This window comes from Candidatus Goldiibacteriota bacterium (assembly GCA_016937715.1).
GTDB lineage: Bacteria > Oederibacteriota > PGYV01 > PGYV01 > PGYV01 > PGYV01.
Window position 1 is genome coordinate 1 of record JAFGWA010000077.1, and the last position, 13122, is coordinate 13122.

The following is a 13122-nucleotide window of genomic DNA, read 5'->3' on the forward strand; positions in this document are numbered from 1 at the left end:
CCTCTTTTGATTTAAAAACACTTTACCGTGTTTCTAACAAAAGGGGAGTAATTTTTTACAATGTACCAGCGCTCCCGCGCTGTCCGTTTTTTTGTTTTTGTAATAATGACCGATTTCCCCTTTAAAGACAAAACATCAACTGCGCGGACAGCGCGGGAGCGCTGTCCCTACAAAATCAAATTAACAATACAAGAAAAGTATCAAAAGACTTACTTTATCGCCATTTTAATTTTTTTCCTGTTTAACTGCCCGTCATCACGTATCGCTTCAAGTACCACAACATACACGCCGTTGGATACCAGGCCGCCGGATTCGGACTTTAAATTCCACTCTACGGCGCCTTGCTGCAGCGCGCACCGGATTTCTTTTACCTTTTCCCCTGCAAGGCTGTATATCCTTATTTCCATTACGCCCTTTGAAGCAGCAGAATTACAACAAGCAAACGGATCCCATACAATTAACGTGCGCCCTTCTTTATGCGTCACAGGGTTAGGCGCAATAACCGGGTCTGCCAGGTAGTCTGTCTTTTCTGTAAGAATAATTACGCTTTTTGATGCCTCTATTACCCTGCCTTCAGCGGTCTTCATTATTACCTGAATTTCATATGTCCCGTTGGTTACGGCAAGGCCCTCTTCATTTGTGCCGTCCCATTCCAGATATTCATCTTCATTATAATACAATTTTATCTTCGGGCTTTGCGGTTCAATTATTATTATATCCTGAATTTTCAGCGCCACTTTCTGCCCTTTAGCAGAAGGCTGGGTCCTTAGCAACTTTACAAGTTCACCCGCGGAATTATATATTCTTCCTTCCACCCCTTCTTCATAACGGATGGACTGCATATCTTTAATAAGCGACGTGGTGTGGCCGTATTCATCCAGCTGCTCCAATTTAATGTAATAAGGCCCGTTTGCCACATACTGCGCCTGGTCATTTTTGCCGTCCCAAATAAACGACGTATAACCATCGCCGATATTATACGGGGTTTCAACGCCGTTTAAAGTTATGGTAATATCCGCGCCATTGCTTATAACATCCGTGGCATCACCGTTTGAAAGAAAATCCACATCGCTCATTAGTTTATTTGTGGGAACGGAACAGATAAGCTTTACCCTTTCACCCGCTTCATTATACACTCCTATCCTTAAGACATAAGGAAAAGGCGGAAGAGTCATTGTAATAGTTGGGCTTGGGGTTATGGTGGGTGTCGCGGTCATTGTAAAAGTATCTGTCACAGTTATTGTTATAGTTGCCGTATCAGTCTGTGTCGCAGTGGGTGTAACTGTGCGCGTATTTGTCCTTGTTGCCGTGCTTGTCGAAGTTGCGGTAACCGTTAATGTCTGCGTATGCGTGGGTGTGGGTGTCCTTGTTAAAGTTATAGTTTTGGTATTTGTCGCGGTATCCATATGCGTCAGCGTTACAGTGGGCGTTGCCGTCCTTGTGGCAGTTACGGTCTTTGTATCCGTCATTGTGGATGTAAATGTGACAGTTTTTGTCTGTGTCGCCGTAGGTGTGGCTGTCCTTGTTATTGTAATTGTCGGGGTGTTTGTCATTGATTCCCAGTAAGTCTGCGTGATTGTGGGAGTTGGAGTGTTGGAAGGCGTATTGGTCCTTGTCACAGTTATGGTTGATGTGGGCGTTGCCGTGGGCGTATTTGTAAAAGAAACGGTCGGCGTGGCTGTGCTGGTTATTGTCTTAGTCGCGGTCCTTGTGGCAGATACGGTGAATGTCACAGACGCCGTTGCCGTCTCTGTTATTGTCCTTGTAGCTGTCCTTGTGGCGGATACAGTAAATGTAACTGTAGGTGTTGCCGTGTCTGTAATTGTTCTTGTAGCCGTTGATGTGGGCGTGGCGGTGCGCGTATAAGTTACCGTACTTGTCGCGGTAGCCGTCCTTGTAGGCGTGGCTGTATTTGTAACTGTCCTTGTCGCGGTCATTGTGGATGTCGGCGTGCTTGTTCTTGTCGGCGTTGAAGTCATAGTTACGGTAACAGTGGGCGTGACAGTGGGCGAACCGCAGTAAATACTCATTATAACTTCATTTGAAAAAACAGGCAAAACAGGGTCGTCAGCATCAATGGCGCCGACATTGGTAATAGGGCCGCACCCTGTCACTTCACCCCACCATGTAAATGTACCGCCTTCATTCATTATATTATTTAAATTCCATCTGACCATGGGATTAGTGGCAGCAGGAACGGTACTTGCGCCGACATAGGCAATATCCAGAGGCACCGTGTCGTATAACACCGCGTTTTCAGCTATCCTTGGTTCGTACAACATAAAATTATTATAACTGTCCTGTGTTGAACCCACAGCTCCGCCCTGTTCGCCTACCCCTGCATACCAGCCTGCCGGATTGGCAGGATCGCATGTCATTCCCACAGGTGATGGGTCAGTCCATGTTATTGTATAGCCTGTCGGCTCTAAGTCGCCTTTTGGCCACACCTTAGCCCTGAATGTAACACCGTCCACGTCTATCTTTATCCTGTACCATTTATTACCCACTATCTGAATATTATTAACCGACAAAGGCCATATACATCCGGATGAAGTACATTTCTGAAAACCCACATTGCCATTTGGATTATCTCCAAAATTATCATCAATTGAAATGCCCAAAGCGTATGCCATATTTCCCGTGCCAACAACACCGTTATTTCTTATTATTATCAGCGCGTCCGCCCCTTCATACTGGGCTGTTGCCGTGTTACCCGGATTTATAAGCGCGTCCGCCACAATAGTACCTTCACAGAAAGGCTGCCCTGTATATATCATCGCGGGATACGCTTCTGACGAAACCGCGCCGGTTATTATCCTGTCGCCTGTATTACACGGATCCTGTATTGTCCATGTTCCGTTTGTGCTGTTCTGCGGCAAAAACTGCCAGCCCGACGGTGCTGTTGAAGTGTATACGCCGCTTATGTCATCAAAGGGCTGATACGCGATAAGTTTTGACCCGTTAATATTATATTCCAAAGTATATGTGACAATATCGCCGGGATATGCAAGCGTCTGGCTTTGTGTCTTTTCAAGGTCTATAGCGGCCTGCCCTGTAATAATGGATGCATCATCGCTTTTTGTTATGCCATTCATTACGCCGTTTACTGTATTTGTATAAGTCCTTGGAGAGCCAACAGGAACAGTTGTTGTAAGCCTGTAAAGCATCCATACCGTTCCGTCTGCCACACCCTTAACCCCGGTTCTGTCAGGAAGCTGCCATGAAAAAGTACCGCTTGTAGCTCCCGGTGCGGGGCCGCTGACTATTCCGCCGGTAATTGCAGTTGGTCCAAAAGAAACAAGTTCAAGGTCTCCGCCCCACGCGGATGGGATTGTATCTGTAATCGTAAGCCTTCCGTTTGAATATGAATAATCCACAGAGAACAATACAAGATCATTTTGTTCCTGAATTACCCCTTCCACCCGTTTTCTGATATTAAATTCAGCCGGCAAAAGAGGCATTGCCCAGGTTAAAGATTTTCCCGCGCATGTTGGTTCCTGCAGGTTATGCCAGTCATTCTCCTGCATATTATTATCCTTAAAACCAACGTGCATGTATAAATTATCCACAACACAACCCGGAAAATTATCAGCTGATGGTACGTGAACAACCCAGTCTTTTACATACAACTGTCCGTTTGGGCTTGCGCTGTTACAGTCATTACAGACAGGCGCGGCATTGGTAGTTGTACTGGCAGGATATCCTATTTCACCGCCCTGTGTCGCGGCAGGCCTTGATGTATGAACATCAAATCCGGCTTTGGAAATTACAAAAACCTGCCCAACTCCCGATAACGCGGCATTAACACGCGTAGGCTGAGTGCTAATGGCAAGATCAACCATCCCCGGAGTATAATTTTGCGCGCAATATTCAATATGAACGGTTACAGCATCGCCAAAAGAAGGGTTTGGAGGTGTCATAGTAAAACTGTTAATTCTTGGCTGGGCAAAAACAAAAGAAGACATTAAAAAAGCCGCACATACAAAAAGCACCACTTTTTTACCCATCTTTTCACCTCCGATATATCTATTAAAACGTTTTATCATTTTTTTTCATCTATTTTAACGTCAAAACTAACCCGCTTATCTTTATCCGGAACAGTGTTTCACTCTTAAGGTAAGTTTAACCGGTTAAGTAACGAAAAGTCAAATTTTTTTCCCTATTATTTTCGTAATTTGGTTAACCGTTTAACTAAATGTAGATAAACAAGTAATACTTATGGGGTTTTTTGAAGGGTTTTTATTAACAAAGCCATATCGTCGGGCAAAGGCGCTCCGAATTTAACTTTTATATTTTTGATATTTTCAAACTGAATCTGCGCGGCATGAAGCGTAAGCCTGGATATCAATTCCCTATCATCATCCGTGTTTAAAATTTCTCCGGCTGTTATGCTTTGTTTATGTTTGTCCGTATAAAGGGTATCCAGCGCCAAAGGATTTCCTATCGCCCGAAAATGCGACCTTATCTGGTGCATTCTGCCTGTTAAAAGTTTTACTTCGGCTAATGAATAACCTTTATACTTCTGCAGAATTTTGTACGAAGTTACGGCTTTCTTTCCAATTTTATAATTTACCGCCATTATGTTTTTATAATTTTTTAACGGCGCCAACGGCAGGTCAATTATTCCGCTTTCTTTTTCCGGAATCCCCTTTATTACAGCAAGGTATGTTTTGCGCGCTTCGCCTTTTTCAAATTTAATGCTTAAATCCCTGTGTGCTTCGGCATTCCTGGCAAAAACAATGACACCGCTTGTGTCTTTATCCAGTCTGTGCACAATAAATATTTTTCCGTATTTTTCATTAAGCGCGTTATAAAGGTTAAACAGCTCCGGCTTGTATCTGTCCGGAATGGTCAAAACACCGGCGTGTTTTTCAACCACCGCGTAATTGTCATCTTCGTATATCACGCGAATATTTTCATCCACCGCATTCTCCCGATAAAAAAAGCGCAGACATAAAGCCCGCGCTTTTCATTAAATAAATATATTTTTAATTTACTTTTACAGCGACTTTCTTGCCCTGCTTTTCCGCTACCCTGCCGGCCTGCAGGCTGAAGCTGTCAAAACGCGCTTCTAAAAGCTGCGGATATGGATTACCATCCGCCTCAATTGTTAAAAACGGCATCCTTTCTTCATCGCCGAACGCTCCCTGGTCAAGCGCTTCACCGGCAAACTTATATGCTTCCTGCTTGCCTTTCATATCAAGGCTGTTTGCCACAACTGCTTCAGTGAACCTTACCGGCATACACGAGAAAGGCCCGATATTTACCACACCCGCGTATTTGTTAAATACGTCGCGCATTGTAACACCCATAATCATTCCCGGTTCTCCTTTAAGCGTCCTGGGAAGTATGTGTTCCGAGAACTTCACAATTTCATCAATATCAACCGCTTCAGCTTTGTAAAGGCCGGATTTTTCAAGAATCTTTTTCACTTTCATTTCCATATAACGCTGAGTGACATCAGTGATTTTATATTCAAGCCAGCCAAGCATTGTATAGTCCGGTATGTGAAGCTTGTTTTCTATCATATATGTAAGATAATACAGCCATTCGGAAATATGCGCGGTTCTGGCAATAAATCCTTTTTCCGCCAGGCGTTTTGCAATACCCTTATTTGAAAACGAATCCCTTCTTACAAATATTTCTCCCATCACCGAAACTTCAGGCGCTTCATGCAGCTTCATCTTAAGCGGTATCTGAGACAGTACTTTTGCCGACATTTTAAGCTGCTTATAAAAATCAATTCCCGAAGTGCCGTCAAGCGCCTTTTCTATTTTTTTATGTTCCTGATTCAGTATTTCCTCACCTGTTATCGGGTCTTTGGCAATTGTCCAGATGGAATTTCTTATATCATCCATCACATCACCGGTCAAAAGCGCGTACCATGCGTTTATCATAAGTTTGGGTCCGAATCCTGTATACCTTTCTTCATTGGCAAGCGATAAAAGCGCCACATCTTTCAGTTTTCTTTCCCTTATAAGCATATTCATAAACACGTGATACTGGCCAAGCCTGCAGTAGCCCGCGGCCCTTGGCTGAAAGACCACAAGTTTTTCATCTTTATTTTCCCTTGTATTCAGATACTTAAGCATGGACCCGATACACAGCACCATAGGAAGGCACTCTTTTCCCGTAGTCACGCTTCTTCCAAGCCTAAGCGTTTCCTTATCCGCAACACCCATTGCCTCTGTGTTTACCCCTTCTTTTCTGAAAATAGCCGCCACAAGAGGGGTTGTCAGGTCGCCCATGTTTGGCAGAATCATTTTAACCCGTTTGTCTGTAAGCTTGAATTTTTCTCCTTCAGAATCCACAAAAAACATACCCGTATTTTCCACAGATATGCGGGCGGGCACGTATGACGAATGCACCACTTCCTGTTCTTTCTTTGTTATTTCAAGGTAGTTCTTAACAACATCAATAAACGCTTCCACCCTTGTGTCAATTCCCGCGTCTGCCGTGTGCCCGTCTATTTCAAGCGTCAGCGAAGGTTTCTGTTTCATTATACGCCTGAAATAAGTTACCAGCAGCGAATCAATGGCGCAAAGGAAATTTGTAATATACATTCCAAAAAGCTGGTTGTCTTTTTTTACTATCTGAGAACCTTTAATTACTTTCTGCCCAATTTCCCAGTGCATATAGCCGTCGTGCGGGTCTTCAATTATCTCGTGCTCTGTGGGAAGAATATCAAACGGTATTACCATGTAGCCGCGTGTGGTAAGTTTCTTGGGGATACCCTTATTTGTGTCAGCATTAAAGGCGTTATGAGGCGCGCCAAAAAGGACAACCGCGGTTTTTTCCGGGTGTTTGTGAAGTTCTTCAATAACTTCACGGCCAAGCTTTTTCTTTTCTTCCCTGTATGCCGCCTGCACTGACAGCGCTTTTTCATACGCTTCAGCCGACTTTTTGGCGGTAAAACCTATTCTTTTTCCTATTTCCACAAACTTGTCTTTTTCTTTTTCATAACCGTTTGCAAAATTCAGCGTTGTGGTTATCATCTTGTTTTCAATACCCTTGTCCCTGAATATCTGTTTCATCCAGAACGCTTCGCCCTGAGTAAAGATACAGGTGGCGGAGAATTCTTTTCTTGGCTCCCCGTTTTCCACATTCATTTCTTCCACGTGCGGCATAAAATAGAAATCAGGATTCTTGGAAATAAGATTTGAAAACATGGCAAGCGATACCTGCGCCGGATAACAGAAAGAAGTGGTCTGTTTATGCAGCGCGTCTTCATCCATCTCTTCGGATGTTATAATTTTGCACCCAAGCGTTGAAAAGAAATTGTAATAAAGCGGGAACAGCTGATGCACAATAAAACTTTTATTTATCCCAATGGACGGAGCTTTTTCATCTACAGGCAGCGCCGGGCAGTACTTTTCAAAGGCCAGCTTGTTTCTTGCGGTCACAAAATCCAGTTTGTCCGCGTCCACGTTTATCTTAAACCTCTGGTTGTAATACCTGTTGCACGCGCCGCCGAAAGGATAAACTTTGTCCTCTATGCGTATCATGTTAATTTTGCACTTTAAATCGCATTTTTCTTTTCCGCCCGCGCATACAAACGGCTTTTCGTTGACTACCTGGCGGCCGATTATCTTTACAAGGTCAAAATCCTCTTCTTTTAAAAGCCCCAACGCAAGGCGTTTTTTTATTTCAAGCGCGACACCGAAAGCGCCCATAAGGCCGGGGTCCGGCGGAACTATAATTGGTTTCTGCGTGATAGCCGCCATTGCAAGCGGAACAGCCTTGTTGTAACATACGCCGCCCTGCATAAATACTTTATTACCTACCGGCCTGTGCCCTTTTACCCTGTTCACGTAGTTAAAACAGATGGAATAAACAAGCCCTGCAAGAATGTCTTCCCTTGTAATACCTTCATGGCTTGCGTTTTTAATGTCGGAAGAAATAAAAGCCGCGCACTGGTCATTGAAATTTGGCGGCCTTTTCGCTTTAATTGCCACATCCGCTATTTCCCTGTAATCCACGCCCAGCGATTCATAAGCGGCCTCTTCAAGGAAAGAACCCGTTCCCGCGGAACAAGCTTCGTTCATGGCGTAATCTGACGCAACACCCGCGGTGATATGTGTATACTTTGCGTCCTGCCCGCCTATTTCAAATATGGTGTCAACTTCGGGGTCAAAATAAACCGCCGCCGCAGCGTGCGCTATGATTTCATTAATAATACCGTCGGTTAAGGAATACAATCCCGCTATCTGCCTTCCGGAACCTGTAACACCAATCCCGACGATTTTTGCTTTAATACCCTTCATCTGTTCCAGGATGCTTTCATAACATTTACGCGAAGCTTCTATGGGATTGCCGTTTGTCCTTAAATAAATGTCCGCAAGCACTTTGTCGTCATCCGCGCGTAAAAGCACCGCTTTTGTGGTGGTGGAACCCACATCAAGCCCAAGTATGCACCTGTCGCCTTCTTTTAATATGCCGCGTTCTGACTTATTAAATGTAACAAGTTTTTCCGCTTCTTTAAGCGGGATAAGAGTGGTGAAACTTGTAATACCTTCATTAAACATATCTTTTGAAACAGCTTTGCCCTTTTCAAAAGCGGCCATTGCCGCGCCAAGTGCTTCAACATAAGGGGCTTCTTTTGGAACTATAACATTTTCAAGGTGTTTTTTTACATATTTGATTACGGCAGAATTAAGGGCTGTTCCGCCTGTTATCATTATTTTTTCATGCGGCACTTTTACCACAAGTTCAACAATTTTTTCAGCAATCATATCGCACAGGCCTGCTGCCACATTGCCGACAGGGACGCCTTTGTTTAAAGCGTGCGTACAGTCGGACTTGCAGAACACGGAACATCTTCCGGATACCGCGTACGGTTCGCCGTTTAATGCTGTTTCTATGGCTGTTTCAAGGCTAAGGTCCATCCTTTTAATCTGCTGAAGAAAAAATTCGCCGGTGCCCGACGCGCATTTATTGCCAGTGGAAATACCGGTTATTCTTGAATTGGAATCAAGACGGTATACCATAAATGTTTCCCCGCCCGCAGATACCACAGCGTCAAACTTTTCACCTTTTGGATTAATTAACTGCAGCGCTTCTTCCACCGCTTCGGGTTCGGTAATTGACGGTAAATTAACGTATGTACGGAACCTTCTGCCTGTTACAAGCACAGGCGCGTCACCCGTATTAAGTTCTTTTACCACTTCCACAAAAACCTCTTTGGGGTTGCCGTCGTGTTCTTTTCTTATTACTTTAATAACCTCTGTTTTATCGCCATCTCTTCCAATTTCAACAGCGCTTATTGTTGAAGCGCCAAGACAAATACCGTAAGCTTTTTTCATCATGATTTTTTATCTCCTGATAAATGAATTATAAGATGATTATACGGCGTTTTTAAATAAAAATCAAATTGAATTTGATTTAATTTCAGAGTTATTTTTTAGGTTTAAACGGTTAAAAACCCGACTTTTTCCCCGTCATTTCGCTTATAATTACCTTTAAAACAACAACTTTATCAACCATCTCTTTTTCATACAGCGGATTGGTAAGCCCTGCCTGCTGCTTCATAAGCGCATTTAAGCCCGCTATCTTTTCCCATTCATCCTTAACAATAGAAACTGTTCCACTGCCGATTACGCATCTGTACTTATACCCAAAAGCGCAGGCCGTTTCTCCGGCTTTTAAGCTGTCATCAATTGTGACTTCAAAAGCCACTTTGGGGTTGATTTTAATAAGGTCAAGTTTTTTACCCGCAGGCGCGCAGTGAATATAAATGGCGCCTTTACTATAACCATAATTCAAAGGAAGCAAATACGGCTCCGGCCCGGAAAAGGCAATTCTTACAACCTTTCCCAGCGCCAGTATTTCTTCTATTTCCCGTTTGGCCTGTATCTGCTTGTCGTGCCTTCTCATGGTATTTCGTGTTATTTAAAACGCGTATGAAGCAAGCGCCGCAAAGGTCGGAATAATACCGGATAATGTCATTGACATATCACCCATCTGTATGTTTCCGGCGTTAAGCATTGAAACTCCAAGCGACAGATCAATTCCAATGCCATTATCAAAAATCCACCTGTATCCGCCATGGCCGCCAAAAGTGGTCATGGTATAACTTGCGTTAACCGTTTCTGTTGTCTCTGACATATCATAATAATCAACGGTAGTAATATCATATTTAAGAGAATATGAATAGTAATAGAACTCAGGCCCTAAATACCACGCGTTTAAAGCGCGCTGCTGCGGATACCAGTTAACAAATCCGCCGACCACAAAACCGGAACCGGAAACTGAAGAACTGCCGGAAGGCACGCTTACAGAACCGCCAGTCCACGCGTAACCGCCTTCCAACCCTACTCCAAGATTATTCAATATCTGCCTTTCATACCTTAAACCAAAAACCCCGCTGAAAATAAACACGGTATTTAAACCCACAACATTCTGTTTTGTAGACCAGCCCGCGTATTCGGAGTCCACTCCCGCTTCTTCAAGAAGGTCGTCGCCTGATTCCTGCACCTTTTTTTCAAGCATTGTGATGTACTGTTTAAGCTTTGGGCTTTCTTTTTCAGAATATGCGGCCCTGAAATATTTCAGCGCCGCCGCGAAATTCTTTGACTTATACGCCTTAACCCCAGCCGTCACATTTTCCTTATATCCCGCAAAAAGCATTGTGAACGAAAACAGAACAGCAATAAGACAGATTACGAATCTTTTCATATATTCCCTCCCGTATTTTTAGTCAAAGTTATTATTTAATATAACCTTTTCTGTAATGATATTCAACAGTAAATTTGGGGTTTTGGTTGCTTTTTCGCCCTGGTAGCCGCGTCCTTTTAGGGCGCGTTGTTTTATGTTTTGAATTGGTTCGCCTTGGTAGACGCGGGTCTTCAGCCCGCGGCAGTTTGTTTTAAGCATTGTTTTGTTTTTTATCGTAGAGGCGTAATACATTACGCCTCGTCTTGTATTTGTTCTCGCCTTGGTAGCCGCGTCCCTTTTCCAGCCACCGGAGCATTAACGCATCAAATGCTTAGGCGGTATTATAAACCCTACCAGATAAACAGTTTTTCTATAACCCAGTAAACACCCACAAAAATCCATCCCAAAGGCCCGGGAATTCTTTTTATTTTCAAAGATACAGAAACCGATGACATTTCCACGCGTGACTGAACACTTTTCAACTCCGACTCCAGCGAATCTATTTCCGCCTGAAGCCTGGAAAGTTCTTTTTCCATTGATATTATTTCGGACATTTCCCTTGATGCGTCAGTAAGCTTTCTTAGCCTGTCACGCAGGATTTTTTTATTGTTAATAACCGCCTGCAGGTCGCTTAATCGGGACGTAACATCTTCACTGGTCTGGTTCCTTTTCTCTTCTTTCCCAAGCTTACCTATCTGATCCATAACCTCATCCAGCTTGGCAGGCGGCACTTTTGCGTTCATATAATAATCGGATTTTTCCTGCGAATCATACATAACATATCCGCCGGAAGAACTAACAATCTCCTTTGCCCTTTTTGCCATATCTTCAATAGAACCAACAAACACTGATATCGATGCAGTTTTTATTACTGATCTGTCCTGCATCACGCCGGATGCTTCAGAACTTCTTACAGCCGAGTAATCCATTTTTTGCGCAGTGGAACATGAAATAAAGAATAGAATTACAATTAATCCTGCAATCATCATCACTTTCTTCATAAACCCTCCGATATTATTAGTTTTAATCGTATGTCTTACAGCCCGTCTAAAATCCGACCTTAAACAGAACAGCCACAAATCAGGCCTTGACACTTATATCTGCAAAACCGCTAAAAATTACCTTGCACCTTCAAAACGACAATAAAAGAAATAATAACAAATAGAACAACGCTTATCATCATGGTGTATATAAAAAAATTTCTTTTTTTAATTTTTGCTGCAAACTCAGGGTATCCTGCAGTGTTAAACTTAATAAGTTTGCCCCATTCTTTCCAATTAAATCTTCGAAAATTAATACCGTATACAAGGTCTGCCAGATCGGGATTTATCTTTTCGATATCCCTAATCATCTTAAGATGATAATAAGCAAACATTATAACGGAAATAAAAGAAACAAAAAATAATATAAGCATAAGAGTAATTGCTATATAATCAAATACATTTTCCATCAAATGTATCTACTCATTGTTTATTGTATTCCTTTGAAGCATGATTATTAGCATAAACGTCCTCAAATCCTAAATTAGTTTTTATCTCTAACCCTTGAAACAAGTTTAACAAAACATCAGGTTTTGAACAAATGAAATTTTTCGGTTGGTCGGAGAAACAGATGGACGGTAAATAATAAAACAAACTGCCGCACCCTAAAGGGATGCGCCTACCATGGCAAAAACAACATTAAAAATAAATAAACTGCCGCGGGCTGAAGACCCGCGTCTACCACGACATTAAAATCAGGGACAAATACCGGACAGCGCGGGAGCGCTATCCCTACAAAAGACAAACCCTAAAAACAAATAACAGAACCATTACCCCATAAATGACAAAAGCCCTGATACTTTCGTATCAGGGCTTTTGCTTTTTTAATCCGGCAACGTTCTACTTTCGCATGCAGCTGCCCGCATACTATCATCGACGCTGGAGAGCTTAACTGCCGTGTTCGAGATGGGAACGGGTGTTTCCCCTCCGCCATGGTCACCGGCGATATCGTACATTATTCATCTATTTTTTTTAGAGTAATATCAGAGATGCAGTAAATCTTTACTTTTATTAGTTCTACGGAGCGCCTTCCGGCGCTCCGCTCTTATTATAGTGGCCAAACCTCACGACTTATTAGTATCGGTCAGCTGAAACCCTTACGGGTCTTACACTTCCGACCTATCAACGTTGTAGTCTTCAACGAGTCTTTAGTTGTGTTACCACAAAGAGAGATCATGTCTTAGGGCTGGTTTCACGCTTAGATGCTTTCAGCGTTTATCCATTCCGAACATAGCTACCCGGCGTTACTCCTGGCGGAATAACCGGAACACCAGAGGTTCGTCCATTCCGGTCCTCTCGTACTAAGAATAGCTCCCTTCAAATCTCTTACGCCCACAGTAGGTAGGGACCGAACTGTCTCACGACGTTCTGAACCCAGCTCACGTACCACTTTAATCGGCGAACAGCCGAACCCTTGGGACCTTCTTCA

7 protein-coding genes and 2 rRNA genes are annotated in these 13122 nt (G+C 43.2%); all 9 read right to left on the reverse strand.

Going from position 1 to position 13122, the window contains the following annotated elements; genetic code table 11:
* Positions 1 to 209: 209 nt before the first annotated feature.
* Complete coding sequence (locus JXR81_08130) at positions 210 to 4007, reverse strand: hypothetical protein (GenBank protein MBN2754814.1); 3798 nt, start codon at positions 4005 to 4007, stop codon at positions 210 to 212.
* A 209-nt stretch (positions 4008 to 4216) separates the two neighbouring features.
* Positions 4217 to 4924: an RluA family pseudouridine synthase gene (locus JXR81_08135; protein ID MBN2754815.1), complete on the reverse strand. Its 708-nt coding sequence runs from the start codon at positions 4922 to 4924 to the stop codon at positions 4217 to 4219.
* Between the two features lie 64 nt (positions 4925 to 4988).
* The gene (locus tag JXR81_08140; protein ID MBN2754816.1) at positions 4989 to 9305 is read right to left on the reverse strand and encodes an activase; all 4317 of its coding nucleotides are present in this window, start codon (positions 9303 to 9305) and stop codon (positions 4989 to 4991) included.
* Positions 9306 to 9414: 109 nt separating this feature from the next.
* Complete coding sequence (locus tag JXR81_08145; protein ID MBN2754817.1) at positions 9415 to 9873, reverse strand: pyridoxamine 5'-phosphate oxidase family protein; 459 nt, start codon at positions 9871 to 9873, stop codon at positions 9415 to 9417.
* A gap of 15 nt (positions 9874 to 9888) precedes the next feature.
* Complete coding sequence (locus JXR81_08150; protein ID MBN2754818.1) at positions 9889 to 10674, reverse strand: hypothetical protein; 786 nt, start codon at positions 10672 to 10674, stop codon at positions 9889 to 9891.
* A 329-nt stretch (positions 10675 to 11003) separates the two neighbouring features.
* Positions 11004 to 11654 carry a DUF4349 domain-containing protein gene (locus JXR81_08155; GenBank protein MBN2754819.1) on the reverse strand — a complete coding sequence of 217 codons (651 nt, stop codon included), beginning with the start codon at positions 11652 to 11654 and terminating at the stop codon, positions 11004 to 11006.
* A gap of 110 nt (positions 11655 to 11764) precedes the next feature.
* Positions 11765 to 12103, reverse strand: coding sequence for a hypothetical protein (locus JXR81_08160; GenBank protein MBN2754820.1), 339 nt, complete (start codon positions 12101 to 12103; stop codon positions 11765 to 11767).
* A 417-nt stretch (positions 12104 to 12520) separates the two neighbouring features.
* A 5S ribosomal RNA gene (gene rrf / locus JXR81_08165) occupies positions 12521 to 12637 on the reverse strand.
* A 109-nt stretch (positions 12638 to 12746) separates the two neighbouring features.
* Positions 12747 to 13122, reverse strand: a 23S ribosomal RNA gene (locus JXR81_08170); the annotation flags it as partial.

Bases quoted from the DNA above. Each gene is read 5' to 3' on its own strand.
- JXR81_08130 (MBN2754814.1), bottom strand. From the start codon at position 4,007: ATGGGTAAAAAAGTGGTGCTTTTTGTATGTGCGGCTTTTTTAATGTCT.
- JXR81_08140 (MBN2754816.1), bottom strand. From the start codon at position 9,305: ATGATGAAAAAAGCTTACGGTATTTGTCTTGGCGCTTCAACAATAAGC.
- JXR81_08145 (MBN2754817.1), bottom strand. From the start codon at position 9,873: ATGAGAAGGCACGACAAGCAGATACAGGCCAAACGGGAAATAGAAGAA.
- JXR81_08150 (MBN2754818.1), bottom strand. From the start codon at position 10,674: ATGAAAAGATTCGTAATCTGTCTTATTGCTGTTCTGTTTTCGTTCACA.
- JXR81_08155 (MBN2754819.1), bottom strand. From the start codon at position 11,654: ATGAAGAAAGTGATGATGATTGCAGGATTAATTGTAATTCTATTCTTT.
- JXR81_08160 (MBN2754820.1), bottom strand. From the start codon at position 12,103: ATGGAAAATGTATTTGATTATATAGCAATTACTCTTATGCTTATATTA.